This is a genomic window from Solwaraspora sp. WMMD792 (genome assembly GCF_029626105.1).
In the GTDB taxonomy this organism is placed as follows: Bacteria; Actinomycetota; Actinomycetes; order Mycobacteriales; family Micromonosporaceae; genus Micromonospora_E.
In genome coordinates this window covers 5,782,706-5,809,132 of record NZ_JARUBH010000009.1, presented here as the reverse complement: position 1 = coordinate 5,809,132, position 26,427 = coordinate 5,782,706, and the positions used below count along the sequence as shown (strand labels likewise).

26 protein-coding genes, 1 tRNA gene, 1 pseudogene and 1 riboswitch are annotated in these 26,427 nt (G+C 70.7%); of the genes and pseudogenes, 16 read left to right on the top strand and 12 right to left on the bottom strand.

Annotated features, from left to right (window positions below; genetic code table 11):
- Nucleotides 1-8: 8 nt before the first annotated feature.
- The 3 genes and pseudogenes from O7629_RS27005 to O7629_RS26995 form a co-directional block, all read right to left on the bottom strand.
- A complete protein-coding gene (locus tag O7629_RS27005; RefSeq protein WP_278172732.1) occupies nucleotides 9-323 on the bottom strand; it encodes a hypothetical protein in 315 nt (104 codons plus the stop codon).
- Between the two features lie 3 nt (nucleotides 324-326).
- Nucleotides 327-1,238: pseudogene (locus O7629_RS27000) on the bottom strand (class E sortase); the annotation flags it as partial.
- Between the two features lie 257 nt (nucleotides 1,239-1,495).
- Nucleotides 1,496-2,308, bottom strand: a complete 813-nt coding sequence (locus O7629_RS26995) for a DUF881 domain-containing protein (RefSeq protein ID WP_278172730.1) — start codon at nucleotides 2,306-2,308, stop codon at nucleotides 1,496-1,498.
- A gap of 231 nt (nucleotides 2,309-2,539) precedes the next feature.
- Here O7629_RS26995 and O7629_RS26990 point away from each other — a divergent pair, with 231 nt between their 5' ends.
- The 3 genes from O7629_RS26990 to O7629_RS26980 all read left to right on the top strand — a co-directional run bounded on the left by O7629_RS26990 (nucleotide 2,540) and on the right by O7629_RS26980 (nucleotide 5,898).
- Nucleotides 2,540-2,803: a cell division protein CrgA gene (locus O7629_RS26990; protein ID WP_123606549.1), complete on the top strand. Its 264-nt coding sequence runs from the start codon at nucleotides 2,540-2,542 to the stop codon at nucleotides 2,801-2,803.
- 265 nt (nucleotides 2,804-3,068) lie between these two features.
- Entirely contained in the window at nucleotides 3,069-5,303 is a 2,235-nt protein-coding gene (locus tag O7629_RS26985; protein ID WP_278172728.1) for a heterodisulfide reductase-related iron-sulfur binding cluster, read from the top strand.
- A gap of 10 nt (nucleotides 5,304-5,313) precedes the next feature.
- On the top strand, nucleotides 5,314-5,898 hold the full coding sequence (locus tag O7629_RS26980) for a VanZ family protein (protein WP_278172726.1): 585 nt from the start codon (nucleotides 5,314-5,316) through the stop codon (nucleotides 5,896-5,898).
- On the opposite strand, the gene O7629_RS26975 is transcribed toward O7629_RS26980, so the two are convergent.
- Nucleotides 5,895-6,641: a GPP34 family phosphoprotein gene (locus O7629_RS26975; RefSeq protein ID WP_278172725.1), complete on the bottom strand. Its 747-nt coding sequence runs from the start codon at nucleotides 6,639-6,641 to the stop codon at nucleotides 5,895-5,897. The genes O7629_RS26980 and O7629_RS26975 overlap by 4 nt on opposite strands.
- A gap of 249 nt (nucleotides 6,642-6,890) precedes the next feature.
- Here O7629_RS26975 and O7629_RS26970 point away from each other — a divergent pair, with 249 nt between their 5' ends.
- Together O7629_RS26970 and O7629_RS26965 are read left to right on the top strand one after the other, a co-directional pair.
- A complete protein-coding gene (locus tag O7629_RS26970) occupies nucleotides 6,891-7,934 on the top strand; it encodes an NlpC/P60 family protein (RefSeq protein WP_278172723.1) in 1,044 nt (347 codons plus the stop codon).
- A 257-nt stretch (nucleotides 7,935-8,191) separates the two neighbouring features.
- A riboswitch (cyclic di-AMP (ydaO/yuaA leader) is annotated at nucleotides 8,192-8,335 on the top strand.
- A gap of 98 nt (nucleotides 8,336-8,433) precedes the next feature.
- On the top strand, nucleotides 8,434-9,372 hold the full coding sequence (locus O7629_RS26965) for an NlpC/P60 family protein (RefSeq protein ID WP_278172721.1): 939 nt from the start codon (nucleotides 8,434-8,436) through the stop codon (nucleotides 9,370-9,372).
- A gap of 160 nt (nucleotides 9,373-9,532) precedes the next feature.
- On the opposite strand, the gene dcd is transcribed toward O7629_RS26965, so the two are convergent.
- Nucleotides 9,533-10,111: a dCTP deaminase gene (dcd, locus tag O7629_RS26960; protein WP_278172720.1), complete on the bottom strand. Its 579-nt coding sequence runs from the start codon at nucleotides 10,109-10,111 to the stop codon at nucleotides 9,533-9,535.
- Nucleotides 10,112-10,238: 127 nt separating this feature from the next.
- On the opposite strand from dcd, the gene O7629_RS26955 reads away from it, so the two are divergent.
- Both O7629_RS26955 and O7629_RS26950 read left to right on the top strand, forming a co-directional pair.
- Entirely contained in the window at nucleotides 10,239-10,754 is a 516-nt protein-coding gene (locus tag O7629_RS26955; protein WP_278172718.1) for a pyridoxamine 5'-phosphate oxidase family protein, read from the top strand.
- A gap of 145 nt (nucleotides 10,755-10,899) precedes the next feature.
- A tRNA-Gly gene (locus tag O7629_RS26950) sits at nucleotides 10,900-10,973 on the top strand.
- A 286-nt stretch (nucleotides 10,974-11,259) separates the two neighbouring features.
- On the opposite strand, the gene O7629_RS26945 is transcribed toward O7629_RS26950, so the two are convergent.
- Nucleotides 11,260-12,039: a glycosyltransferase family A protein gene (locus O7629_RS26945; RefSeq protein WP_278172717.1), complete on the bottom strand. Its 780-nt coding sequence runs from the start codon at nucleotides 12,037-12,039 to the stop codon at nucleotides 11,260-11,262.
- 74 nt (nucleotides 12,040-12,113) lie between these two features.
- On the opposite strand from O7629_RS26945, the gene O7629_RS26940 reads away from it, so the two are divergent.
- Nucleotides 12,114-12,557 (top strand): hypothetical protein, encoded by a 444-nt coding sequence (locus O7629_RS26940; RefSeq protein WP_278172716.1) that lies wholly within the window; start codon nucleotides 12,114-12,116, stop codon nucleotides 12,555-12,557.
- Nucleotides 12,558-12,576: 19 nt separating this feature from the next.
- Here the strand turns inward: O7629_RS26940 and O7629_RS26935 are convergent, their stop codons facing one another.
- Nucleotides 12,577-13,116, bottom strand: coding sequence for a phosphoribosyltransferase family protein (locus O7629_RS26935; protein WP_278174695.1), 540 nt, complete (start codon nucleotides 13,114-13,116; stop codon nucleotides 12,577-12,579).
- Nucleotides 13,117-13,345: 229 nt separating this feature from the next.
- Here O7629_RS26935 and O7629_RS26930 point away from each other — a divergent pair, with 229 nt between their 5' ends.
- From O7629_RS26930 to O7629_RS26915, 4 genes are all read left to right on the top strand, one after another.
- Nucleotides 13,346-13,999, top strand: coding sequence for a septal ring lytic transglycosylase RlpA family protein (locus tag O7629_RS26930; RefSeq protein WP_278172714.1), 654 nt, complete (start codon nucleotides 13,346-13,348; stop codon nucleotides 13,997-13,999).
- Between the two features lie 201 nt (nucleotides 14,000-14,200).
- Nucleotides 14,201-15,331 (top strand): PP2C family protein-serine/threonine phosphatase, encoded by a 1,131-nt coding sequence (locus tag O7629_RS26925; protein ID WP_278172712.1) that lies wholly within the window; start codon nucleotides 14,201-14,203, stop codon nucleotides 15,329-15,331.
- Between the two features lie 409 nt (nucleotides 15,332-15,740).
- Nucleotides 15,741-17,600, top strand: coding sequence for an acyl-CoA dehydrogenase (locus tag O7629_RS26920; protein WP_278172710.1), 1,860 nt, complete (start codon nucleotides 15,741-15,743; stop codon nucleotides 17,598-17,600).
- 102 nt (nucleotides 17,601-17,702) lie between these two features.
- Nucleotides 17,703-17,963: a DUF6458 family protein gene (locus O7629_RS26915; protein WP_123606537.1), complete on the top strand. Its 261-nt coding sequence runs from the start codon at nucleotides 17,703-17,705 to the stop codon at nucleotides 17,961-17,963.
- 53 nt (nucleotides 17,964-18,016) lie between these two features.
- Here O7629_RS26915 and O7629_RS26910 read toward each other — a convergent pair whose 3' ends face one another.
- A complete protein-coding gene (locus O7629_RS26910; protein ID WP_278172708.1) occupies nucleotides 18,017-18,517 on the bottom strand; it encodes a histidine phosphatase family protein in 501 nt (166 codons plus the stop codon).
- 116 nt (nucleotides 18,518-18,633) lie between these two features.
- Between O7629_RS26910 and O7629_RS26905 the strand changes: the two genes are divergently transcribed.
- The gene (locus O7629_RS26905; RefSeq protein WP_278172706.1) at nucleotides 18,634-18,921 is read left to right on the top strand and encodes a DUF6458 family protein; all 288 of its coding nucleotides are present in this window, start codon (nucleotides 18,634-18,636) and stop codon (nucleotides 18,919-18,921) included.
- A 109-nt stretch (nucleotides 18,922-19,030) separates the two neighbouring features.
- On the opposite strand, the gene O7629_RS26900 is transcribed toward O7629_RS26905, so the two are convergent.
- On the bottom strand, nucleotides 19,031-19,708 hold the full coding sequence (locus tag O7629_RS26900) for a hemolysin III family protein (RefSeq protein ID WP_278172704.1): 678 nt from the start codon (nucleotides 19,706-19,708) through the stop codon (nucleotides 19,031-19,033).
- A 97-nt stretch (nucleotides 19,709-19,805) separates the two neighbouring features.
- Here O7629_RS26900 and O7629_RS26895 point away from each other — a divergent pair, with 97 nt between their 5' ends.
- Genes O7629_RS26895 through O7629_RS26885 form a run of 3 tightly spaced genes read left to right on the top strand, consistent with a single transcriptional unit; the run spans nucleotide 19,806 to nucleotide 22,148 of the window.
- Nucleotides 19,806-20,558: an allophanate hydrolase subunit 1 gene (locus tag O7629_RS26895; protein WP_278172702.1), complete on the top strand. Its 753-nt coding sequence runs from the start codon at nucleotides 19,806-19,808 to the stop codon at nucleotides 20,556-20,558.
- Nucleotides 20,555-21,424, top strand: a complete 870-nt coding sequence (locus O7629_RS26890) for a biotin-dependent carboxyltransferase family protein (protein WP_278172701.1) — start codon at nucleotides 20,555-20,557, stop codon at nucleotides 21,422-21,424. Before O7629_RS26895 ends, O7629_RS26890 begins: the two co-directional genes overlap by 4 nt.
- Nucleotides 21,399-22,148, top strand: a complete 750-nt coding sequence (locus O7629_RS26885) for a 5-oxoprolinase subunit PxpA (RefSeq protein ID WP_278172700.1) — start codon at nucleotides 21,399-21,401, stop codon at nucleotides 22,146-22,148. The genes O7629_RS26890 and O7629_RS26885 overlap by 26 nt, the downstream gene beginning before the upstream one ends.
- A gap of 30 nt (nucleotides 22,149-22,178) precedes the next feature.
- Here the strand turns inward: O7629_RS26885 and O7629_RS26880 are convergent, their stop codons facing one another.
- The 3 genes from O7629_RS26880 to O7629_RS26870 form a co-directional block, all read right to left on the bottom strand.
- Complete coding sequence (locus tag O7629_RS26880) at nucleotides 22,179-24,014, bottom strand: NHL domain-containing thioredoxin family protein (protein WP_278172699.1); 1,836 nt, start codon at nucleotides 24,012-24,014, stop codon at nucleotides 22,179-22,181.
- Nucleotides 24,011-25,936 (bottom strand): hypothetical protein, encoded by a 1,926-nt coding sequence (locus tag O7629_RS26875; RefSeq protein WP_278172697.1) that lies wholly within the window; start codon nucleotides 25,934-25,936, stop codon nucleotides 24,011-24,013. The genes O7629_RS26880 and O7629_RS26875 overlap by 4 nt, the downstream gene beginning before the upstream one ends.
- A gap of 335 nt (nucleotides 25,937-26,271) precedes the next feature.
- On the bottom strand, nucleotides 26,272-26,409 hold the full coding sequence (locus O7629_RS26870; protein ID WP_199758042.1) for a hypothetical protein: 138 nt from the start codon (nucleotides 26,407-26,409) through the stop codon (nucleotides 26,272-26,274).
- Between the last annotated feature and the right edge of the window lie 18 nt (nucleotides 26,410-26,427).

Sequence of the window (26,427 nt, the reverse complement as noted above, 5' to 3'; positions counted from 1 at the left end):
ACCTGACTCTAGTCGCCGTTCTCATCGGGTACGGGGTTGTTCGTCTCGGTGTCGTACGGCAGCTCGTAGTCGTCGGCGCCGCCACCGTCCGGATCGCCGCCGTCGCCGTCGGTGCCGCCGTCGGCCGGACCACCGTCACCGGGGTCGGTACCGGTGCCGCCGCCGTCCTCGGTCACCTGGACGTCGTCGAACGGCAGCAGCGGCTCCGCCCACGGGAAGACCACGTACCAGAGCAGGACGACCGTCAGCCCGGCGAGCAGCGCCGAACCGATCAGCTTGCCGGGCGTGCCGAACGGGAGCTTGCGCCAGATCCAGGCGTACATGGCTCAGCCGCCGAGTTCCGCCGGTCGGCCATCGGCCTTGGGCTGGCTGCGGACCAGCTCCGCGTGCACGATCAGCCGCTGGTAGTTGTCGAACTTCGGGTGGCAGGTGGTCAGGGTCAGCATCGCCTCGGTCGGCTGCGCCCTGCGGTCGCCGGGTACGGCGGCGACCACCTCGGTCTGGTTCGGCAGCACGATGTGGTTGCGGGTGACCGCGTACACGTGCCAGGTGTCCCGGTCCTCGACGACGATCGTGTCGCCGTCGCCCAGCTCGTCCAGCCGCCAGAAGGTGGCCCGGTTGCGGTGCCCGGCCACCGAGAAGTTGCCGATCTCCCCGGGTCCGGCGCTGTCCGGGTAGTGACCCGGTGCGTACCGGATGTCGTCCTGGCCGACGCCCTCGACGACGATCCAGTTCTTGTCCAGCTTCGGAATGTAAAGGCCGGCGACCGGGGTGCCCTGCACCTGGATGGTGGGGGATGCCTCGGGCTCGGGTGTCGGGCCGTCGCTGACGACCGGCTCGGGCACTTCGGCCCACTGCTGGGCGAGCTGTTCGCTGAGCTCGTCCTGGTGGGCGTTGACGATGACCGATTTGCCCCAGATCTCGTAGCCGGCGAAGAGCAGTACCACCATGCCGAAGGTGATCAGCAGCTCCCCGGTGACCCGGGCGGTGGCGCGCAGCGCGGTCCAGATGGTCGGTCGGGTCAGTTCGGAGTACACGCTCTTGTAACCGCTGTCGGTGCGCTCCGGTCGCAACTTGACCACCCGCTCACCGCGGCGGGGTGCGGCACCGTCGCGCTCGCCGGGGTCAGGATCCCACCCGGCGCCGGTCGGTGACTCACCGTTCGACGGCGGCTGGTAGCTGCTGATCACGACCGGTAGCACGGTGGTGGACGCGGCCGGCTCGGCCGGGTAGGCGGGGATGACAGCGGTGCGGGCGGCATCGTCGCGCTCCGGCTGTCGGGGGCGCTGGTACTGGGCCAGTTGCTGGGGCGAGTAGCCGGGCGGGTGCTGATGCGCCGGGGGTGTCGGGCCCGGCGCCGTTGCCGGGTTCAGCCCGGTGAAGCGGGGAAGCACCGTGGTCGAGTCGTCGGTGTGGTACGCGCGGTGCCGGCCCGAGTCGTGCGGTTGGTCGGGATGGCCGGGCGCCCCTGGACGGCCGGGCACCCCGGGCCGGGTCATCGCGCCGACTCCGGAACGGTGGTGTGCCGCAGCGCTGCCGATCCGTCGAACGCCGGCACGGTCAGCTCGGCTTCGACGGTCTCCTGGTAGCCCAGCTGGAAGTGGGTCACGGCGTCCCTGAACAACTGCACCCCTTCGGAGTCGGCCAGCGCCTGCTGCAGGGCGCTGGGGTCACCGATCGCGGCGATCCGAAATGGGGGCGAGTAGACCCCGCCGTGCAACAACAGCGTGTTCCCGACACAGCGTACCGCGCTGGTCGCCAACACCCGTACATTCATGATTGACATCGCTTCGGCGCCGCCGGCCCACAGTGCGTTGACCACTGCCTGTACGTCGCTCTGGTGCACCACCAGGTCGTCGTTGCTGGCACCGTCCGGCAGGTCGGTCAGCCGCGGCGCGTCGTCGAGCTCGATGATGACGCCCGGGCCGGCCAGCGCGGTGAAGCCGGCCGCCGACCGGTTCGCGTCGATCCGGGCCTGCTGCCGGGCGATCGGCTCGTCCGACCCGGCGACCAGCTCCGTCTGCTGGTCGACCTGGTCGCGCAGTTGGGCGGCGCGCTCCTCGGCGGCGGCGAGCTGGGTACGTCGGTCGTCGATCAGCTGCGCGAGCTGTGGTCGACGGTCCTCCCGCAGGCTGGTGCCGCTGGCGGTGGTGGCGGTCGTGGTGAACAGCAGGCCGGCGAGCAGCGCGATCAGCGGTACGCCGGCGGACCAGCCGGGCTGCTCCGCGCCGCGCCGTCGACGTAGCAGCCCGCGAACGGCACGCCGGACCACGTCCCGCCAGGACGCGCTGCCGGAGGTGTACTCCACCTCGGCCCCCTCTCCGCCTGCCAGCCATCGACAAGTGTCCGCATAGTGGGCCACCTGGGCGGTCTATCGCACCTGGTGGACCTGGTTGTGCCCAAATGTCGCTGCTGCCGTGCTGCGGCCCGTGGCCGGATCGCGGCAACTTGACTACGCTAGCTCTTGAACATTATTGGCCATGGACCGTCGCCGCTGCGTCCGGTTGCCGGGCCGGATGATAGCCACCAGGAGAGCGTCGTGCCCAAGTCGCAGGTTCGCAAGAAGAAGGTCTACACCCCGCCGACCGACGTCCGCCCGACCCAGACGGCTGCCACCCGCAAGCCGAGTCCGGTCTGGCTGCCGATCAGCGCCGTCTCGTTGATCGTCTTCGGCATCGGCTGGCTGGTCGTCTACTACCTGTCGGAGACCGCCTACCCGGTCGCCTCCTGGGGCTACTGGAACCTGGCGATCGGGTTCGGTGCCATGGTGAGTTCGCTGATCCTGCTCTCCCGCTGGCGCTGACCCGGTTCACAGTCGGTCCGCAGTCGGCCCGTCAGAGCCACCCAAGGTCGGTCGGTGTCCACGAGGATGCCGGCCGACCTGCTGTTTTGTCGGGGGCCGGGCGCTGGCGTGGCGGCGACGCTGCCATAGGGTGGCGAGTACCGGTCGCCGGTGCGGTGCGACGCTCGTCACATTACCCATGGGTAACTTGGCGGTAGGCTGAAGCTCCGTGGCCGGCCTTCCGGTCACTCTGCCGCTCGTCCGCAGCACACCGGGAGGCCAACGAATGGGTACGGTCCAGATCGTCACCACGGTGGTCGCCGCCATCGTCACCGCCGTCGCGGTGGTGCTCGCCGGCCGGGCGGTCTGGCAGTTCGTCTCGATCATCCGACTCGGCAAGGCCGACCCGCACCGCACCGGTGACCCGGCCACCCGGGCGAAGGTGATGCTGAGCGAGACCCTCGGCCACACCCGGATGCTCAAATGGAGCGTCGTCGGGGCGGCCCACTGGTTCGTCATGGTCGCCTTCATCGTGCTCTCCATCCTCGTGCTGGAGGCGTACTTCGAGGTGGTCGACGCCGGCGGCGGCATTCCGGTGATCGGCGGTTGGCTGCTGTACGGGCTGGTCACCGAGCTCATCTCGATCCTCGGCATGGCGGGTATCGGCGTGCTCATCGGGATCCGGTTGGCGAACCGGCCGACCCGGACCGGCGGCCGGTCCCGGTTCACCGGCTCGACGATGTGGCAGGGCTACTTCGTCGAAGCCGTCGTGCTCGCCGTACTGATCTGCGGCTTCTTGATCCGCGGCTTCCGGGTGGCCACCGACCACTTCGACTTCCCGGTCTGGGCCACTCCGGTGAGCCACGCCCTCGGTGCGGTCCTGCCCGCCTCCGAATCGGCGATCAGCATCACCGCCCTGGTCAAGATCCTCATCTCGATGACCTGGCTGATCGTCATCGCGTTGACGCTGACCATGGGGGTGGCCTGGCACCGGTTCGCCGCCTTCTTCAACATCTACTTCAAGCGGGACCCCGGCCGGCCCAACTCCGGCCTCGGCGCGCTGCGGCCGATGATGAGCGACGGCAAGCCGCTCGACTTCGAGGAGGCCGACCCGGAGTCCGACCAGTTCGGCGTCGCCCAGGTCGAACAGTTCAGCTGGAAGGGCCTGCTCGACTTCACCACCTGTACGGAGTGTGGCCGCTGCCAGTCGCAGTGCCCGGCCTGGAACACCGGTAAGCCGCTGTCACCGAAACTGTTGGTGCTGTCGCTGCGTGACCACGCCTACGCCAAGGCGCCGTACCTGCTCGCCGGCGGTGGCAAGGACCTCACCGGCGAGGAGAAGGGCACGGCCGAACAGCTCGCCAAGGTCGACGCCCTGGCGCTGGCCGAGGCCGACCGCCCGCTGATCGGCGGCGCCGACGACGGCGGCGTCATCGACCCGGACGTGCTCTGGTCGTGCACCACCTGCGGGGCCTGCGTGGAGCAGTGCCCGGTGGACATCGAACACGTCGACCACATCGTCGACATGCGCCGCTACCAGGTGCTGATCGAGTCGAGCTTCCCCAGCGAGGCCGGCGTGATGCTGCGCAACCTGGAGAACAAGGGCAACCCGTGGGGTGCTCCGCCGAACACCCGGGAGGACTGGACCAAGGGGCTCGACTTCGCGGTCCCCCGGGTCGGCGAGGTGGACGACTTCGAGTACCTGTTCTGGGTCGGCTGCGCCGGCGCGTTCGAGGACCGGGCCAAGAAGACCACCCGCGCGGTGGCGACCCTGCTGCACGAAGCCGGCGTCGACTTCGCCATCCTCGGCGAGGGCGAGACCTGCACCGGCGACCCGGCCCGGCGGATCGGCAACGAGTTCGTCTTCCAGATGCTGGCCCAGCAGAACGTCGAGACCCTCAACGAGGCGTTCGGCGACCGGGAGCCGGCGAAACGCAAGATCGTCGCGACCTGCCCGCACTGCTTCAACACCCTCGGCAACGAGTACGGCCAGCTCGGCGGCCACTTCGACGTCGTACACCACACCCAGCTGCTGGCCCACCTGGTCGCCGCCGGCAAGCTCACCCCGGTCACCCCGGTCGACGGTGGGTTGACCTACCACGACCCGTGCTACCTGGGCCGGCACAACCGGGTGTTCAGCCCGCCCCGGGAGGTGCTCGGTGCCGCGTTGACCGCAGGTGCCGAGGCGGGTGGCGACGCGGCCCAGCTGCGGGAGATGCCACGCAACTCCGAACGCTCGTTCTGCTGCGGTGCCGGCGGGGCGAGGATGTGGATGGAGGAGCGGATCGGCAAGCGGGTCAATGTCGACCGGGTCGAGGAGGCGCTCTCCACCGGGGCCCAGACCATCGCGGTCGGTTGCCCGTTCTGCTACACCATGCTCGGCGACGGGGTCACCGGCAAGCAGTCCAGTGGCGCGGCGGGCGAGAACGTCGAGGTCGTCGATGTGGCGACGGTGCTGCTCAGGTCGGTCAAGCCAGCGGTAGCATCGTCGGCGTCATCGTCATCGTCGGCCGAGGAGTAGGGAGAAGCGGGTGCTGGGTTGGGCCCGCGAATTCCTCTCCCAGCCCTGGCCGTTCCTCACCCTGGCGGTGCTGGCCGGCGTGAGCCTGCTGGTGCACCGGCCGCTCGCCGTACGGCTCGGCTGGGCGCGCTGGCCGACGCTCGGGATGCTTCTCAGCGCCGCCGCGATCGCCGCGCTCACCCTGCCACCGGCACCGACCGGGTCCGGCGTACCGCTCGCCCCCGGGGTCTCCGTTTCCGGCCCGGACGGCCAGGTCTTCGCCGCGTGCCTCCGGTCGCTCACCGATCCGGCGGTGCTGTGGTCCGGGCTGGTCACCGTCGACTCGCTCGGTGAACGGGTCGGCAACGTGGCGATGTTCGTACCGCTGGCGTTCTGTACCGTGCTGGCGGTCCACCGGCCAGCGCTGGCCACCGGGCTGCTCGTGCTGGCCCCGGCCGGCGTCGAGGTCGCCCAGGCGGTGCTCGGCGTCGGCCGCGAGTGTGTCGGCTACGACTGGGTCAACAACGCGACCGGGGCGCTGATCGGGGCGGTCGGCGGCGGTGTGGTCCGGTTGCTGTGGCGGCGGTTCGCGCCGTCGCCTACCGGGGTCAGCTAGCTGCCAGTCGCGACGTCGGTGGCGGTGAAGACGCTGCGGGCGACCGTCGCCCGGTACCCGTCGACGACGTCGGTGGTCGCGGCGATCGGCCAGGCCGCCGGCCCGAGCACCGCGGGCGGCCGGTGCCGCGCGTCCGAAGGCCGTGCAGCACCGACGTCCGGCACGTCGAGTGCGTTCAGCAGGCAGGCCAACGCGGCGGTACGTGGTCCGACCGGTCCCGCGCCGCGCTCGGCGGCGGCCAGCCGTCGCCGGGTCTCCGTCTCGGCGGGCGGTTCGACGCCGTCCGGCGGAGCGAACCTGGTCCGGGGCAGCACCCAGAGCACCCGGTCCCGTTCCCGGCGGAGCACCCCCGAGGCGACCAGCCCGTCGAGTACCTCGTCGACTACACCGTGGGACAGATCGACCACCCAGTCGCGGGTCGCGCGGCCAGGCTCGGCCTGGATCCTGGTCCGTACCTGGTCGAGCAGCTCCCGACCGTGGCCTCGACCCGGGGCTCCGCCGGGCGCGTACCCGCCGGCGGGATCGTCGTCGGCCTGGCTGTCGTCGGCTGGGTTGCCGCCGGTCGGGTTGTCGTCGGCCAGCACCCGGCCGTCTGCGTCAATCGCAATCTGGCCGCCGACGGCGAGGTCGCACAACACCGCCCCGGCGACGGCGTAGTCGAGCTCTGGGGAAGCGACGGTCGCGGTCCCGGAATCGTCATAGCTGAGCAGGACCAGCTCCTCCGCGAGGCTGAGCGACTCCATGTCATCACGCTAACCGCCCAGACCGGTGACCGCAGGATAAGCGGTAGCTGCGGGAGAAGCAGCTGCTACGGGAGAAGCAGTGCTGCGGGCGGCGCCGAGCGGTTGCCACGGAGGAAGCAGAGGCGGCAGGCGGTCTTGAACGAACACCGCGCTTTCCAATAAGGTGATGCACCGACCGCTGCGGATGTCGGCCTCCGTACCCCCGCCCGTGAGGCCCCAGCGATCGAACCATTGAAGGAGTCGCTGCCAATGGCACGTGCGCTCGCAAATTCGCACATCCATCGTCACAGTGGGTCCCGATATCGACGCGGAGAGCATCGGCCTTTACGGCTCTTGCGGCATAGTGCGATCACGCTGTTGCTCGCCGTAATCGCGTTGCTCTCCCCGGCTGGGCCGGCCCACGCCGAGCCGACGCTGGCTGAGATCGAAGCCGAGTTGGATGCCCAGTGGCTGAAACTGGAACCGGTCATCGAGCAGTACAACAAGGTGCACAGCGAGCTCAAGGCCAACGAGAAGAAAGCGGCCGCGCTCGACGAGAAGATCCGCCCCCTGTCCCTGCAGGCCAACCTGGCGGCGGATGAGATCGGCGAGGTTGCCAACCGCTACTACCGGACCGGGCCGTCGAGCGAACTGAACGCCCTGCTCCGGACCGGATCACCGACCAGCCTGGCGGATCAGCTCGTGGTGCTGGACCGAATCTCCAAGCGTCGGCAGGAAAAGATCACCGCTGTTCTGGAGACCCGGGACCGCTATCTCGCCGAACGGCAGACGCTGGACGAGTTGATCACGAAGCAGCAGGCACAGGACAAGACGCTCGCCGAGCAGCGCAAGACCATCGACGCCGAGATCAAGCGCCTGGAGCGGGCGCGCAACGCCGCGTACCAGTCCACCGGCTACACCGGCGGATCTGGTGCCTCCGGCCCGTGCCCGGCGGTGTCGGTCGGCGGAGCCGCCGGAACCGCGGTCCGCACCGCGTGCGCACAGCTCGGTAAGCCGTACGTCTGGGGTGCCACCGGGCCGAACGCCTTCGACTGTTCCGGCCTGACCCAGTACGCCTGGGCAAGTGCCGGTGTCAGCCTCACGCATTACACCGGAACTCAGTGGAATCAGGGCAGTTCGGTCAGCCGCGCCAACGCCAAACCCGGGGATCTCGTATTCTTCTTTAGTGATCTGCATCACGTGGGGATCTACATCGGTAATGGCCTGATGGTGCACGCTCCCCGCGCGGGTCAACCCGTGCAGATGGAGAACATCGACAACATGCCGCTCGCCGGATTCAAGCGGGTCGGCTGATCGCGGCAGGTCAGCCAGCCCGCCGAGGCAATCTGAGTGGCGCGCGTTGGTCGGCCGAACGTACGGGCGGACCGGTATGAACGGGCCGGTCCGCCCGGCAAGATTCGAACGCTTGAACGATGGCAGCCTATGCACGATACGCAATCGCCTGCGTACTCAATGAGATAGTCCATGTTCTCGCTTGCGTAGCGAGAACGCCGCTCTCTACCCTTGGGGATCGTCGAGTCGGGAGGACGTCAACCAGCCGGGTTGACCTCGGCCTGACACCGCCTAATCGCCGTCTGACGGCGAGCCGGGGACCCACGGCACTTCCGGGGTGAATCCGCAGGCCACCTGCGGTAGGGCGTCTCCTTTCCGCCCGAACCCGTCAGCTAACCCGGTAGGCGGTCTGGGGAGAAGGAGTCCGGTGGCTACGAGCGCCCCTCGGCGATACCTCCGGTGGTCCAGCCGCGACCATCGGCAAAAAACGCCGCACGACCCTAGCCGAATACTCACCGCGTTGATCGCCGCCACCACCGGCGTCGGTCTGCTGCTGGTCGGAGCGCCGGCGCAGGCGCAGCCGACCGTCGCCGAAATCGAGTCGCAGATCGACGAGGTCTGGGCCGAGCTCGAACCGACGATCGAACGGCACAACGCCGTACGGCAGGACCTCGCCGCCAAGAAGAAGCAGGCGGACGAACTGCAGAAGAAGATCAAGCCGCTGCAGATCCAGATCGACCTGGCGATGGACCGGGTCAGCGAGTTCGCCGCCCGGTCGTACAAGGGCGGTAGTCCGTCGGTCTTCAACGCGATCCTGACCAACGGCAAGCCGACCCACCTCGCCGACCAGCTCGAGCTGCTGGACCAGTTCGCCCGGCGGCAGGCACGCGACGTGCAGGCCGTCGTCGACCTCAAGAACGAGTACGCCGCGAAGAAGGCCCCGCTCGACGATTTGATCGTCGAGCTGACCAGCACCGAGGCTCAGCTGGCGGCGAAGGCCAAGGAGATCGACGCCGAGGTTGACCGGCTGCAGGACCTGCGCCTGGAGGCGTACGGCTCGACCAACACCCTCGGCTCGCTGCGTCCCGCGCCCTGCCCGGCGACCTACCCCGGCGGTGCGGCCGGCAAGGCGGTCACCTTCGCCTGCGCGCAGATCGGCAAGCCGTACGTGTGGGGTTCAGCGGGACCGGGCAGCTACGACTGTTCGGGTCTCACCCTGGCCGCTTGGGCGCAGGCCGGCGTCTCGCTGCCGCACAACGCCGCCCGGCAGCGTCAGGTGACCGCCAACGTCAGCCGGGACGAGTTGCGCCCCGGCGACCTCATCTTCTACTACAGCGGGCTTTCCCACGTCGGCATGTACGTGGGTAACGGCTGGATCGTGCACGCCTCCCAGGCGGGCGAACCGGTGCAGATGCGCAAGATCGGTTCGAGTGTGCACAGTTACGGCAGGCCCGGCTAGACCTCACTCCTCCCCATGGCCTGGCGCGTGCCGCTGATCCCCCCGTCAAGCGGCAGCACCGGCCACCGGAAAGGCGCCCTCCCATGTCTCCCCCCGGCTTGGGAGGGCGCCTTTCGCCTCCCCGCCGCCGGTGCGCCGGCTCTCCAACAGCCCAGCCGGTTCAGCTGGTCGGCCAGGTGCGCCACCGCTGCCAGGACCGGCTCGGAGTGGGCCCACGCTGCCCCTGGTACCGGGATCCGTAGACCGCCGACCCGTACGGATGCTCGGACGTCGACGAGAGCCGGAAGATGCACAACTGGCCGATCCTCATCCCGGGCCAGAGCTTGATCGGCAGGTTCGCCACGTTGGACAACTCCAACGTCACGTGGCCGGAGAAGCCGGGGTCGATGAAGCCGGCGGTGGAGTGGGTCAGCAGGCCCAGCCGACCCAGGCTCGACTTGCCCTCCAGTCGGGCGGCCAGGCCGTCGCCGAGCGAGACGACCTCGAGCGTGGAGGCGAGGACGAACTCACCGGGGTGCAGGACGAACGGGTCGCCGCTGGGCACCTCGACCTGGGACGTCAGATCGTCCTGCCGGGTGGCCGGGTCGATGTGGGTGTACAGGTGGTTGTTGAAGACCCGGAAATACCGGTCGAGCCGGACATCGATGCTCGACGGCTGGATGAGCGAGGGTTCGAACGGCTCGAGGGAGAGGCCGCCGGTCTTGGTCTCCGCGACGATGTCCCGGTCGGAGAGGAGCATCGTCACACGATAGCGACCGTGCGGCCGGTGCGACCGCGCGGCCGGTGTCCTGGCCGGAACGTACCCGGATCGGCTTGGCCGGGCGATCCGACTATCTCTTCGTACACATGTTCGATAGAATCATCGCATGGCAACCTGGTCCGAGTTCGCAGCCGACGAGCCCCGCCTGGCCACGGCGATCCGACTCCTCATGCAGCAGTACGGTCCCGGCCTCGGCTACCTCGCCACCGTCCGAGCCGACGGTGGTCCCCGGGTGCACCCGGTCTCCCCGGTGATCACCGACAGCGGGCTGTTCTGCTTCATCATCGACTCGCCGAAGCGGCGTGACCTGGAGCGGGACGGTCGGTACGCGCTGCACTCGTTCCCGCCGGAGGAGAGTGACGACGAGGCGTACCTGGCAGGTCGGGCGCATCCGGTCACCGATCCGGCCAAGGTGGGTCGGCTCGCCAGCGATCTCGGGGCCGTGCCGCACGTCGACTGGCGACTGTTCGAGTTCACCGTCGACGTGGCGATGGTGGCGCAACGCGGTGGCAGCACCGGCCACTACGCGGCGGCGGCGCCACGGCAACCAGCCGTCCAGGTCTGGCTCGACCCGACCAGCGGCAGCGTCTCCCACCCGGTGCCGACCCCGGTCGCCTGCTGACCCGCCGCGTGCACCGGCCGACGCGTCGACGCGCTACCCGTTGACGCTCGGTCGACGGGTGTCGAGCCGTACCCCGTGCTGTGCTCGGCCGGCGGCCGGGCCTGTTGCGCAGTGACCGGGCGGACCGGGTAGAGTGGGGCCGCTCGCGGGTGTAGTTCAATGGCAGAACATCAGCTTCCCAAGCTGACAGTGCGGGTTCGATTCCCGTCACCCGCTCCACACCGAAAGCCCTGGTCAGGACCACAATCCCAACCAGGGCTTTCGTCGTAGGCGCGCGGGATCGCCGCCAGCTTCCTACTTTCGCGGGTACGCGGCCTGAAGCACCTCGCGGATCAACTCGCTGGGGCTGCGGTTGGTCAGCTCTGCCAGTTGCCCGCCTCGGAACCCATGCTGCCTCCGCGGACGTGATGCCGCAGGTGCATCCTGATGCACCTCTGGCATCAAGCTGAACAGGTAACCCCTGGCCCGAGAGGGTCACACTGCGTGCAACGACCGTCGCGCGTCATCATCGACCTTGCGGTGCGGACGACGTCGGGCCGATACCCAGCAGCGCCAGCGCGGCGACCCGGCTTTCGATCACCTGGATCCGGTCGGCCCGTTCCGTCGGGGACCAGTGGGCCTGCTGGTTGGTCACCTGCCCGGGCCATTTCCGGTAGAGCAACCCCGGCTCGTCGATGAAGTGACCGTCGCTGACCGTGCTCGCGGCGAGGAGCAGCCCGGTGTCCTCGGAGGCGGGCAGCGCCAGCCAGCCGCCCAGGGCCAGCAGCAGGTCCGTACGGATGCACAGCGTCGCCGGGTGCACCGGCAGCCGGTAGGCGTCCTCCTGCCAGCACCGGTGGACCGTACCGGCGGGCAACCGGCCGCCCGGTGGATCGGTGGCCATCCGTACCGTGCTGTGGTCGCTCAGCAGATCGAGCGCCGCCGCCGTCGTCCAGCCGACCGTCGGGTCGGCGGTGAGGACCGCGATGTCGCGGGCCAGCGCGTCGGAGGTCAGCCGGTCGTCGGCGTCGAGCACCTTGACCAGCGGCCCGTCGACGCGGGACAGCGCCATGGTGCGGGTGACGCCGGGGCCACCAGGGCGGTTGTGGCCGGCGCTGATCCGTCGGTCCTGAGGCAGCGCGGCGGCGACCTCACCGGTCTGCCCGTCCTCCTGCACCAGCCAGCGCCACTGCCAGCCAGGCGGCATCCGCTGCGCCCGCAGCGAGGCGTACGCGTCAGCGAGGTACGGGATGCTCGCGGGATGGACAGGAGTGACCACCGAGATGGTCTGCGGGGGCCGGCGCATCGCTCCGACTCTACTATGGGTTGTTGATCGTTGACCCAGCGTTGTGGCGCTCCGGTCTCTGGTACGAATGTTCCATGTCGGAACCGAAGGATTTGCCGGCTGTGGATGCCGACCACGCCCGACCTCGAGGGGTGGACGACGCCACGGTCGCGGCGCTCGGCGAGTTGAGCAAGGCACTGGAGACGGTGCACCGGGCCCGTGGCCACCTCTACTCGATGCACCAGCTGATCGGCGGCGCGGACGCGACCCTGGACCGGGTCGTCCAGCTGCTGCGCGGGGCCGGTCACCGGCACATGGCTGACCGGATCGAGACGGAGCTGATCGGTCGCAACGTCCTGCCGGGCCGCTGGACGTTCCAGATCGTCGAGGAGTTCGACGACGGCTACTACGCGACCTTCCAGGCGGTCGAGCGGGCGGCCCGGGAGGCGCTGGTGGGCGGCCGCCGGCACATCCACGAGGCAGAGATGAAGCAGGCCCGGCGTACCGTCGGCCGACCGGGACACGAGGCGACGCCGTAGCCGATCCGACCCCGGCGGTTCACAGGTCCTTGCTGTGGATCAGGCTGCGGATCCGGAGTTCGTTGACGACGGGGGGCGGACAGTCGGCGACGATCACCGCGCTGCCGACGACGACCGCCCCGCGAGCTGCGGCGAGCTGCGCCATGGCCCGCAGCTGCGCGCCGCTGGTGACCCAGTCGTCGACCAGCAGGACCCGGTCGCCTGGGCCGAGGTGCCGGTCACGGACACCGAGCCGCAGCGTGCGGCCCCGGTAGTCGGGCGCCGTCGTGGTCCAGGTGGTCGCGTCCGCGATTGCCCGCTGCGGATCCTCCTTGTACGCGGGTACGACGCCAACGCCGAGCGCTGTCGCCACCAGCGGGCCGACAAGCAGCCCGGTGACCTGCGGGGTCATCACCGTGCTCGGTCGGTCCGCGTCGGCCAGATCGGCGCTGGCCAGATCGGCGAGGGCCGGGCCGATCCCGGCGAGAATCCGGGGGTGTCGCCACCACCCGGACAGGTCGCTCACCAGGTGGCTGCTGGCCGGGCCGGGGTCGTGCCAGACGAAGGTGTCGATCAGCAGCCGCCGAAGTTCAACCGGGTCCGGCACGTCGCCGGCTGCGGCCGGGCGTGGCACGTTGCCGGCTGCGGCCGCGCGGGACCGGTGCGGGTGAGCGGCTGCGGCGTCGGTCACCGGCCGAGTATGCCGGGACTCCTCGCCGGTGAATCTGCCGGGCACACTTGACACGACACGGCCTGCTCCGGCTACGGTGCGGCGGCTAAATTATGTTGTCAGCTCGTCAGGAGACGTCATGGCCGCGCGCCATCGCAACCCGCGCCCGTACCGTCTGCGGCTGGCACCGTGGTTGGCGGTGGTCCTGCTGGCCGGTGTGCTGGCGGGCGGAACGGCCATGGCGTTCGAACTGACCGCCGGTACGTCGACAACACCGCGTGCGGCGTCCACGGCCACACCGCCCACGGCCACGCCGCCCACGGCCACGCCGTCCACGGCTGCGGCGTCCGGCTCGCCTGTGCCGGACCGCTCGACCGCGTCGACCCGGGCGGCACGTGGGGCCGACCGGGCCGCCTCGACGCCGAAACCGTCCCCGACGCCAGAACGGTCCCCGACCGGCGGGCCGTCCCCGACCCGGAACGAGGCCCCGGCTGGTGGCCAGGTGGTGGAGAGCGGCACCTGTGGTGCGTCGTACTACGCCAGCGGACAGGTCACCGCGAACGGCGAGTCGTTCGACCCGTCGGGGATGACCGCCGCGCACCGTACCCTGCCGTTCGATACTCAGGTGCGGGTGACCAACCCGCAGACCGGTGCCAGCGTGGTGGTTCGGATCAACGATCGGGGACCGTTCGTCGACGGGCGGTGCCTCGACCTGGCCCGTGCCGCTTTCGCGAAGATTGCGGCTCTTGACCTGGGTCACCTCCAGGTCCGCTACGAGATTCTCGGCGACTGACCGCGATCCTGAGTTGCCACTCAGTGTCGAGCTGCTGGTCAGCGGCGTGATATGCCATTTCCAGGTTTGCCCACAGGTTGAGCAACCGCTCGCCGCCCGCCCGGGGGATAGCCAGGGTGCCAAGGTTGTCCAATACTCCGGGTGGCCATATCCGGATCAGACGACAGGCCAACTCCGTTGGGCCACCGCCACCGATGAGTCATGCTGTTTCGCGTACCCATGCACATCATCCCGATGGGCGGCCGCCGCCCACTCAGCGCTGGTTCCCGCGTCGGCCTCGGCGCGGCCCTCGTGCTGCTCGCGCTCGTCTCCGTGGTGGAGATCGCGGACGGGTCCGGTGTCAACTACGTCGGTCTGGTCGCCGCTGCCCCGTTCCTCGCGGCGGCCTTCGCGACGTGGCGGGTGGTGCTCTCCACCGGGGTGCTGGCCACCCTGGTCGGTGGCATCTTCGCGCTGACCGGTCAGATGCTCTCGCTGGCGACCGCGGTGAACGTGGTCGGTATCGCGCTGGCCACCGGGCTGGCGGCGGCGGTGGCGGTCATCCGGGAACGGCAGGCACAGCAGATCGCCGAGCTTTCGCGGCTGGCGTCGGTGGCCCAGCAGGCGGTGTTGCGTCCGCTCGGACCGCAGGTCGGCACGCTCGCCGTGGCGGGACGCTACATCTCCGCCACCGCCGCCGCGGACATCGGCGGTGACCTGTATGAGGCGCTCGACACGCCGTACGGCGTACGCATGATCATCGGAGATGTGCGGGGCAAAGGCCTGGACGCGGTCCGACTAGCCAGCATCGTCCTGGGTTCGTACCGGCACGTCGCCTATGAGCGGGCCGACCTACGGGCCATCGTGGCCGACCTGGACCGGGCGGTGGCGCGCAGCGTGGGCGACGAGGATTTCGTCACCGCCGCCCTGGTCGAGGAGCGCGGTGGAACGCTGACCATCGTCAACTGCGGGCACCCGGCGCCGCTGCTGCTGCGCCGGGGCGAAGTGATCCCGCTGGAACCGCCGGCTCCGGCGCCGCCGCTCGGGTTCATGCCGGTGGTACGTCCCCGGGTCGAACGTCTCGAGCCAGGTGACCGGTTGCTGCTGTTCACCGACGGACTGGGCGAGGCACGTCGGGACGGTGCCTTTTTCCCCACCGCGGACCGGGCCTGGCGGCTGCTGGGTCACGGCACCGTCGGTGACGGCCTGGCGTCGCTGGAGACGGCGTTGGTCGAGTGGGTGTACGGGCGGCTCGACGACGACATCGCCCTGGTCCTGATGGAGTACTCGGGCTCCGGGGTGGTGCCCGCTCCGTCCGTGCCGAGTTGGGAAGTCGGCGCGCCGGGCGGCTGACCGGCCGGATCGCCCGACGGGGCGGAGCACTGACGGCAGGTGGTGCCGAGGCCCCGGGCGGGTCAGACCGGCTGGGTGATCGCGAACAGGAAGCTGGTGCCGCCGAGGGCCCGGTGCCGGCCGACGTAGCGACGGCTGGCGATCGGTTCGACCAGTGCGTTGAGCAGGCGGGTGACGGACATCTGTGCCTCCTGATGGCAACTGCGGCGCTTCTTGGGTTTTGCCCAATTTTTGCCTCTTGCACCGGGCAAAACGACCGTATTCCGGACAGGTGACGGCTGGTGGGCCGTCAGCTGCCCCGTTGCTGTCCTCGGTTTGCCAGACGGCGCGCTTGTCGTTGGCTACCCGGGAGTAATACAGTGGTGGTTACTGACCAGTAACAGCTGTCCGGAAGCGGGGCCACCACGCGATGACCCACTACAAGAGCAACCTTCGGGACCTCGAGTTCAACCTGTTCGAGGTTTTCGGCGCCGACCGCACCTTCGGCCAGGCGCCCTACGCCGACCTGGACGTCGACACCGCCCGGAGCATCCTCAGCGAGGTCGAGCGGCTGGCCCGCGAGGAGCTCGCGCCCAGCTTCGTGCCGGGCGACCGCAACCCGCCGGTCTTCGACCCGGCCACCCACTCGGTGACCTTGCCGCCCGAGTTCCGCCGTTCGTTCGAGGCCTTCATGCAGGCCGAGTTCTGGCGGCTGGACCTGCCGGAGGAGCTCGGCGGCACCAACGCGCCACGGGCGTTGTGGTGGTCGCTGGCCGACCTGGTGCTCGGCTCCAACGCGCCGGTCTGGATGTACGCCTCCGGGCCGTCCTTCGCGCACACCCTCTACGTCGAGGGCACGCCGGAGCAGAAGGAGTGGGCCAAACTCTTCGTCGAGCGGCAGTGGGCGTCGACGATGGTGCTGACCGAGCCGGACGCCGGCTCCGACGTGGGTGCCGGGCGCACCCGGGCGATTCCGCAGCCGGACGGCTCGTACCACATCGAGGGCGTCAAGCGCTTCATCACCAGCGGCGAGCACGACCTCAGCGAGAACATCATCCACTACGTGCTGGCCCGTCCGGTCGGCGTCGAGGGCGCCGGTGGTCCGGGCACCAAGGGCCTGTCGCTGTTCGTCGTGCCCAAGTACCACTTCGACGGGGCAACCGGTGAGCTGGGCGAGCGCAATGGCGTCTTCGCCACGAACGTCGAGCACAAGATGGGCCTGAAGGTCTCCACGACCTGCGAGCTCACCTTCGGTGAGCACGGCGTGCCGGCCAAGGGATGGCTGCTCGGCGACGTGCACGACGGAATCCGGCAGATGTTCCTGATCATCGAGTACGCCCGGATGCTGGTCGGCACGAAGGCGATCGCCACCCTCTCCACCGGCTACCTCAATGCCCTCGAGTACGCCAAGAACCGGGTCCAGGGCGCCGATCTGCTGCAGATGACCGACAAGGCGGCCCCCCGGGTGACGATCACCCACCATCCCGACGTCCGTCGGTCGCTGATGCTGCAGAAGTCGTACGCCGAGGGCCTGCGTGCGTTGGTCTGCTACACGGCCAGCTGGCAGGACAAGATCAACATCGCCCGGGCGGCCGGCGACGAGGAGACCGTGGAGCTCGCCAAGCGGGTCAACGACCTGCTGCTGCCCCTGGTCAAGGGGTGTGGCTCGGAACGGGCGTACGAACTGCTCGGCCACGAGTCGCTGCAGACCTTCGGCGGATCCGGCTTCCTCCAGGACTACCCGCTGGAGCAGTACGTCCGGGATTCCAAGATCGATACCCTGTACGAGGGAACCACCGCGATCCAGAGTCTCGACCTGTTCTTCCGCAAGATCGTCCGGGACAACGGCCAGTCGCTGATGGCGATCGCCGGCGAGATTCAGGCCTTCATCGCCGCCGAAGGTGGCAATGGCCAGCTCAAGGAGGAGCGCGCCGCGCTCGGCCGGGCACTCGGCGAGGTGCAGAACATCCTCGGCGTGATGACCGGCTGGCTCGGTGAGGTGCAGAGCGGCGAGCCGCGCTCGCTGTACAAGGTCGGCCTGAGCAGCCGGCGACTGCTGCTGGCGCTCGGCGACGTGGTGATCGCCTGGCTGCTGCAGCGGCAGGCCGAGGTCGCCCTGACCGCGTTGGGCGGCGACGGGGTCTCCGACGCCGACCAGAGCTTCTACCAGGGCAAGGTGGCCGCCGCCCGGTTCTTCGCCAGCGAGGTGCTGCCCCGGATCGGTGCCGACCGTCGAATCATCGCCGGAACCGGACTCGACCTGATGGACCTACCCGAGGACGCCTTCTGAGCCGCTGACCGGAGGTTCCGCCGCCACCGTTTCGGGCCCTCCCCGGCGGGTAGATCAGCAGGCGACCGCACAACTTGTAGCCACCGCACAAGGAGTGCACGCATGGGTATCGGCAGTGGAATCTTCCTCATCGCAATAGGCGCCATCCTGGCGTACGCCGTCCGGGCCGACGTCTGGTGGCTGGACGTGCGAGCCGTGGGCTGGGTGCTGATCCTGGCCGGGTTGGCGATCCTGCTCACCGTGCTCTGGTTCTGGAACGATCGCCGCCGCCGGGCCCGGACGGTCATCGTCGAGGAGAACAAGCTGGCCCATCCGGCGCAGATGGTGCCGCCGCCAGCCGAACCGCCGCAGCCGCCCAACTGACCACGTCGCCTACCTGACTGGCCGCGTCGGTCGAGCAGATCGGGGCCGCGTGGTCAGCTGGTTCGGGCCGCCCGGGCGGTGTACGTGTGGGTCGCAGGAGCCGTCTGCGGCCCACACGCCGTCCAGTCGCCGGTGAACTCGTGAACGGCGATCCCACAGGTCCGCAGTCCGCTGTCGCTCGCACCGACCGGGTCGAGCAGCGCTGAGGCGTAGGAGACCGTCGGGTTGTGCCCGACGATCAGCACCCGGGATACCGAGTCGTCCAGTTGCCGCACCAGGCCGAGCAGGTCGACTGCGGTTCCGCCGTACAACAGGGGTTCGAAGCGGGCGGGTGCCGGCGGACCCGCCGCGGACACCTCCTGCCAGGTCTGCCGGGTACGCCGGGCTGGCGAGCAGAGCACCAGTTGCGGCCAGAGCTGGTGTTCGGCCAGCCACTGCCCGGCGTGTGCCGCGTCCGAATGTCCGTGCGGGGTGAGCCCGCGTTGCTCGTCTGCCATCTGTTCGGGCTGCTCCGCCTTGGCGTGCCGGAGCAGCACGATGCTGCGTCGGGTCATCGGTTCAGCTTGCCTGATTGAGTTCACAAGCGCCTGGGTACATCCGTGCCCGCCGCTACCTCACAAGCGGCATCCGGCCGGCACGAGGGTGCCGGCAACAGCCAAGGAGGTACGAAGTGGGTATCGGCGGAAGCATCTTCCTCATCGCCCTGGGCGCCATCCTGGCCTTCGCGGTCGAGGCCGAACTGGGCTTTCTCGACCTGACCACGGTCGGCTGGGTGTTGATGGTGGCTGGCGTGTTCGGGCTGGCCCTGACGTTGTGGTTCTGGCAGAGCCGCCGCCGTACGGTGGTGTCCGGGACCTCGCAGGACGAGCCGGCACCGGCTGCCCCGGTCGAGTCGGACCGGGTCGTGGAGGAGCAGTACCGCGAGGTGCGTCGCCCGGGCGGCCCGGTGCGGCGGTGATCCGGACCCCGAGCAGACCGCCACCCCCCGACGGATCAGGATCTGCCACGAACGGAACAGGATCTCCGACGATCCCGAACCGGGCGGTCCCCGCCGGGGTGGTGGCGGGTCAGGCGTAGAGCGCGAAGTAGATCGCGATGTGATGGCACAGCGCGGCGACGAGGGTGCAGGCGTGGAAGAACTCGTGGTGGCCGAAGACGGTGGGCCACGGGTTGGGGCGGCGCAGCGCATAGAAGATCGCCCCGACGCTGTAGACCGCACCGCCGACGATCAGCAGGACCAGCGCGGTGACCCCACCGTGCTGCAGGATGTCGGGTAGTACCACCACCGCGACCCAGCCGAGGGCGATGTAGAGCGGGGCGCCGGCCCAGCGCGGCAGATGCGGCCAGATCAGCTTCATCGCCACCCCGGCCAGCGCACCGACCCAGACCACGGTAAGCAGGGTGGCGGCGCTACGCCCGGGCAGCAGGAGCAGGCAGAACGGTGTGTAGGTGCCGGCGATGAAGACGAAGATCATCGAATGGTCGAGGCGGCGCATGATCTGGTACGCCCGTTCCGACCAGACCCGGCGGTGATAAAGCGCGCTGGTGCCGAACAGGCCGCATACCGTCAGGCTGTAGACGACGCAGCTGACCAGCGCGGTCCAGCCGGGTCGGGTGGCGGCCAGTGCGCAGAGCACAATGCCGCTGACCAGGGCCACGAAAAATGCGTACGTGTGCAGCCAGCCGCGCATCCGGGGTTTGCCGATGTCGACCGGCTTGAGGCGAAGGGGCGCTTCGGTGGTCACCAGACAAGGTTACGGCACCGTAGGTTACCCGCTGGTAGTGAATCGCCTCACGTCCGCCTAACGTCCAGCTGACGCCTCGGCGGCCGACAATGGACCCATGCGGATCCACCCCGTCGGCCGGCACGCGCTACTGCTCGAATGGGCGGCGCCGGCTGGCACCGTGCCGTCCGGGGACAGCGAACTCGAAGACAGCGAACTCAGGGGCAGCGAACGCGGCCCCGTCGACGCTTGGCGCGCCGAGCTGAGCCGGCGCCGTGAACTTGGCGAACTGCGGGTAGCCGAGATCGTCCCCGGAGCCCGGACCATCCTGCTCGACGGCCTACCGGACCCCGCGCTGACCGCCAGCCAACTGGCCGGCTGGCAACCGGCGGCGGCCGAGGCCGTCGACGACACCGGACGGTGGATCACCGTACCGGTCCGGTTCGACGGTCCCGACCTGATCGACGTCGCCGGGCAGTGGGAGGTCGCCGTCGCCGACGTCGTGGACCGGCTGACCCGGATCGAGTTCACCGTGGCGTTCTGCGGCTTCGCGCCCGGCTTCGGATACCTGACCGGCCTGCCCCGGCGGTGGAGCGTGTCCCGCCGAGCCACACCCCGCCCCGCCGTCCCGGCCGGCTCGGTTGCCCTGGCCGGTGAATACGCCGGCATCTACCCGACCGCGTCGCCCGGCGGCTGGCAGTTGGTGGGGCGTACCGACCTGGTGCTGTTCGACCTGGACCGGGAGCCGCCCGCGACGCTGACCCCCGGCACCCGGGTCCGGCTGACCGCCACCGGGCCAACCGCACCCGGGCCGACCGCCACCGGGCCGGTCGCGCCGCAGGCACCGGCCGGAACCGGGGCGGACCGATGATCGAGGTGATCCGGGCCGGCGCGCTCACCACCGTGCAGGACCGCGGCCGGTACGGCTGGGCGCACCTGGGCGTACCTCGGGCCGGTGCGCTCGACCAGCCGGCGTTGGCGCTGGCCAACCGGCTGGTCGGCAACCCGCCCGACGCCGCCGGTCTGGAGGTCACCCTGACCGGCTGCACGCTTCGGTTGCGCACCGGCGGCTGGGTCGCGCTCACCGGGGCACCGGCAACGGTCCGCATCGCCGGCCGGTCCGGTGGCTTCCTCACCCCAACACCGGTGCCGCCGGACGCCGTGGTCGAGGTCGGCCCGGCCCGGTACGGCGTCCGCAGCTATCTCGCGATCGCCGGCGGAATCGCCGTACCGGCGGTGCTCGGTAGCCGGTCCACCGACACACTCGCCGGCATCGGACCGCCGGCCGTACGCGACGGCGATCTGCTGCCGGTCGGCACCGCACCGCCGCCAGCGGCGCTGAGCCGGGCCGCGGCCGACGCGGTGCCCTGGTCCGCGCCGGCCGTCCCGGTCCGGCTCACCGTCCGGCTCGGGCCACGGGCGGACTGGTTCACCGCCGAGGCGGTCCAGCGGCTGCTCACCACCGAATACGAGGTCAGCCCGTTGAGCAACCGAATCGGTGTCCGACTGACCGGCGCGCCGCTCACCCGGTCCGTCCGCGACGAACTCCCCAGCGAAGGGCTGGTGGTCGGCGCGGTCCAGGTCCCCGCCGACGGCCAGCCACTGGTCTTCCTCGCCGACCATCCGACCACCGGCGGATACCCGGTGGTCGGCGTCGTCGACGACGTCACCCCGCTGGCCCAGGCGCGGCCCGGTACTACTGTGCGGTTCCATGGATCTCAACGCGGACCTCGGTGAGGGCTTCGGCGTCTGGCGTCTCGGCGACGACGAGGCGTTGCTGGACGTGGTGACCTCCGCGAATGTCGCCTGCGGTTTTCACGCCGGCGACCCGTTGACGATGCGCCGCATCTGCGCCGCCGCCGCCGAGCGGGCCGTCGCCGTCGGAGCCCAGGTCGGCTACCGCGACCTGGCCGGCTTCGGGCGGCGGCGGATCGACTACCGCTTTGACGAGTTGCGCGACGACGTGCTCTACCAGCTCGCCGCGCTGGACGGCTTCTGTCGGGTGGCCGGGACCCGGGTCCGCTACGTCAAGCCGCACGGCGCGCTGTACAACACGGCCTGCGTGGACGAGACGCAGGCCGCCGCCGTCGTCGCCGCGGTGGCCGACTACGACCCCGCGCTGCCGGTTCTCTGCCTGCCGGGCTCGGTCCTCGGACAGCTCGCCACCGGTGCCGGGCTGCGGGCCGTCGCCGAGGGCTTCGCCGACCGCGGCTATCTGCCCGACGGTCGGCTGGTGCCCCGATCGGACCCGGGCGCGCTGCTCGGCGACCCCGACCGGGTCGTCGGGCAGGCGGTGTCCCTGGCCCGGCGGCACAGTGTCACCGCGACCGACGGCAGCATCGTCGCCTGCCCGGTCGAGTCGATCTGCCTGCACGGTGACACTCCCGGCGCGGTCGAGTTGGCCGGACGGATCCGCGCCGCACTCCGCGCGGACGGTCAACGCCTCGCCGCCTTCGTCTGACTGACGGCCCGGCAGCGCTAGCGGTAGCGGTCAGTGTGCGTCGACTCCGCGCAGGATCAGCGGCAACCGACCGGCCCCGGCCGGATCGATCCGTACCGGCACTCCCCAGTCCTGCCGGGTCAGGTGGCAGGCGGCGTGCTCGGCGTCCGCGTCGCATGTCGCCGCCTGGGCGACCACCTGCAACACGCCAGCGGCCACCGCTGGGTCGATGACCAGCCGCCGGGTCAGCCCGGTGTCGCTGCCTGCCCCGTCGAGCAGCAGCTCCGGTGGGTCGGCCGAGACCTCCAGCCGGGTCGCCGGACCGAAACTGGCATCCAGCTTCTGACCGGGCGCCGGAGTGAACACCACCTCGAGCGACAGTGCACCGGGCGCGATCAGCGTCGGCGGACGCTCGGCGCGGCGCCGGGCACCGACGATCGTGGCGCCGGCCGCCGACAGGGCGCCCGGGGCCAGCCGGGTGAGCCGGTGCGCCGCCGACTCCACCACCCATACGGTGCCGTCCGCGGTCACCAGCACGTCACTCGGCTCGGCCAGACCGTCGGTCACCGTGGACACCCGGTCGGTGGCCGGGTCGTAGCGACGGACCGCGCCGTTGTAGGTGTCCGCCACCAGCACCGAGCCGTCCGCGAGTGCGCACACACCGAGCGGATGCTGCAGCAGCGCGTCGGTCGCCGCCCCGTCGACCTGGCCGAAGTCGAACAGGCCCTGCCCGACGACGGTACGCAGCTCGCCGTCAGCGAGCCGGCGCAGCGCGCTGGTCTCGCTGTCGGCGATCCACAGCTGGTCGCCGTCGACGCTGGTGGCGAGGCCGGACGGCTGGGCCAGCCAGACATCCGGGATCGGGCCGTCGCGCAGCGACTCAACGGTGGTGCCGGCGTACATGCCGGCGGTGCGGGTCACCGGGTCGAACCACCAGAGCTGGTGGATGCCGGCCATGGCGACGATCACCTTGCCGTCGTACCAGGCCAGGTCCCAGGGCGAGGAGAGGTCGACGGCGTGGGCGTCGTGCGGGTGGTAGTCCACCGTCGAGCGCCACTGGCGGCCGGAGCCGGCGACCGTGCGTACCTCCCCGGTGGCGTACTCCAGGCCACGCAGCAGATGGTTGACGGTGTCCGCGACCACGATGTCGTACCCGGCCACGGCAGCGACGTCGGCCGGTAGCCGGAGCAGCCCTTGCGGTTCGTTGAACATCGCGGACCGGGCGGACCCGTCAGCGCCGCCGCGCTCACCGGCGCCGATCCGGCGACGGACGGTCTCGCCGTCCGGTTCGAGCTCCACCAGCTGGTGCCGGGCCGAGTCGGAGACCAGCAGGGCACCGTCGTCGAGCGCCACCGCCTTGCCGGGGAAGCGCAGGGTGGTCTCGGCCGGCGTCGGCGGCAGGTACGGGCCGTCGCCTCGGTGCAGCGTGCCCTTCGCCTCGTGCGTCCGGATCAGCTGGTCGATCTCCCTGGCCAGACCGTCGGCGTGTCCCTCGCCGGCCATGGTGGCGACGACGTAGCCCTCCGGGTCGACCAGTACCAGGGTCGGCCAGGCCCGGGCGGCGTACTGCTGCCACATGTCCAGCTCCGGGTCGTCGAGCACCGGGTGGCTCACCCCGTACCGCTCCACTGCGGCCGCCACCGCTGCCGGCTCCCGTTCGTGGGCGAACTTCGGCGAGTGCACCCCGATCACCACCAGGACCTCGGCGTACTTCTCCTCCAGCGGCCGAAGTTCGTCGAGCACGTGCAGACAGTTGACGCAGCAGAAGGTCCATAAATCCAGCAGGACGATCCGCCCACGCAGCTCCCGTAGGCTGAGTTCACGGCCGCCGGTGTTCAGCCACTGTCGACCGTTGAGCTCTGGTGCCCGGACGCGGGGTGCGGTCACTCGGTGGCTTCCTCGCCAGTGTCGGCACTGCTCTGCGGGTCCGGTTCGGTCGCTGCGGTCTGCAGGCAGAGGACCTGGGCCCGGCCCGAGTCCGCCGGGATCTCGATGTGCGGGGCGGTTGGGTCGTCGCACTGGTCGAGCTGGTCGACCTTGGCGATGACCTGGTACGCGCCCGGCTCAGCGCAGTCGGCCGGTGCGGCGGTGTTGCCCGACTGCTTCACACAGTCGCCGACGGCCGGGTTGAACGGCTGCTCCCCGGGCCGGGTGATGAGCCAGACCAGTGACATCGGGATTCCCACCAGCAGCACGGCGGCGACGAAAACCGCGACGAGTACCCGTCCGTTGCGGACCTGAGGGGCCGGCTCCGGCTTGGCCTCGTCGGCTGCTGGTTCGGCCGCATCCGGCCGGAACGCGTCGAACCGGTTCTGTTCCGGATCGGACGGCCCCCACTGGCCGGCCGGCGGGGCGCCGTCGGCAGCCGGTGTCGCTCCTGGCTGGCCGGGGCCGGCCGGGTGCTGCCGGCCGGCCAGGTCCGGGTGGTTCCAGTGACCCGCCCCGGGGTTGCCGGAGTCGACGAGATCACCGTACGGCGGCGCACCGGCTGGCCGGTAGCCCTGCGCCGGCTCCGGCGGTGAGCTGGGCTGGATGTGCGCCCCGGCGCTCAGGTGCGGCAGTGCGAGCGCAGCAGCGTCGGGGCCGGGGCCGTCCGGTGCCCCGTCCGGCGTCGGACGGGCACCGAACGGAGGTGCGACCTGTCCGGGTCGGCGCGGGGTCAGCGGAGGCAGCCCGGGGTTGTGCTCCGGCATGGGGACCGGTGAGCCGGGGGGTGCGAACGGAACGCCGTTCTGGCCGGGCTGCTGGGGCCGCTGGCCGAACGGTTCGGGGTGCTGCTCGGCGGCCGGTGCGGCGCCACCGACCGGCCGGCCGTAGACGCGGGGCTGGGCCGGCGCCCGACCGGCGGGCAGCGCCGCCGGATCCGTCGGCGGGGCGACCCGACTGGTGCTGGGCACGGCTGCGGTGGCGGTCACCGCTCGGCCGGTGCTGCCGGCTGTCGCGGCCGCTGGGCGGTGCTGCTCGACCCCGGGACCAGCCGGTACCGACGGCCCGGCGGCCATTGCCGGGCGGTCGGCGGCCGGCTCCGGGCCGCTGGCTTCGCCGCCGGGTTGCCCGGACCCGGGGAAGCCCGGGTGGGCGTCGGCCAGTGCCGAATCGGGGTACGGACCACGTTGTTGCGGTACGTGCGGAGCCTGCTGCTGTGGGTGCGGAGCCTGCTGCGGCGGTACGTGCGGAGCCTGCATCGGATCGGGCGGCATCGGAGCGCCGCCAAGCGCGGCGGCCAGCGACGCACCGGGCACCCGCGTCTCCTGGGGCGGTAGCGGCGTGGGGCCGGAGGGGGAGAACGGTAGCGCCCCGCCCGGCCGTGGCGACTCCGCCGGCGGACCCGGAGCGAATCGCGGTGGTTCCGGCTGCTCGGGTTGCTGTTGCGCTTCCGGTCGGCGGAACGGCTCGGGTTGCTGTTGCGGCTCCGGCTGACGCTGCGGTAGTTCCCCGAACCCTGCGGCGGCCGGCGGCACGGCGGGGGGTGGCGGCGCGGGAGCCGGCGTCACGGGCCGCTCCGGGTCGGTCCGCCAGGCTTGCTGGGGAGACCAGGGCTCGGCCGGCGGAATGCTGGGCGCCGGAATGCCGGGCGGGGCTGGGTAGGGCGGCGGCGCCGGGTAGCCGGCACCGCCCGGCTGGTCGCCGAATCCGGTCCGCCAACCGCCACCGGCCGGTGCCCACTGCTCGGGTTGGTGTCCGGAGCCGGGGTCGCCGGGATCGGGTGCCGCGCCGCGTTGCGGCTGGCTGCTGCCGTATGGCGCGGGTCCGCCGACACCCGCCTCGTCCGGCTCCTGGCCGGGATGCTGCGTGCCCTCGGACGTCATGTGCGCCTCCTCCATGACATGTCAGCCGCGCCGGTGCCGCCGACCTGGCTGGTCGGTCGACCAGGGACACCGGTGGACCGGCCGGGCGGGCTCACCCGACCTGCGGCGGCTCTGCTGCCACCGTGGCCAGGCGGGCCCGGCTGGCTCTCTGCACTACCAGCCTGGGTGTGCCGGCTGGTCGTCCGGCGGCTGCCGACCGGTTCTGGTCTCCAGCGCGCCGGATCGACCCGACGGCGACCGAGCCCACCGTACCGGGCCATCCCGCAACGGAGGAATCCTGGTGCCGTCGAAGTGGCGGAGGTGTCGCGGGACAGCGGACCGTGACGGCGGTCCGTTCAGCTGTGGTAGCGCTGTGCAATGGCGCGGATCTCGTCGCGTACGGCGGCCGAGTCGGTGGAGCGCAGCGCGCGCTCCAGGGCCCGGGTCCGTCGGCTGGCTTCCCGGTGGCGGCGGATGCGATCGATCATGGACATGGTGCTCTCCTGTGGATC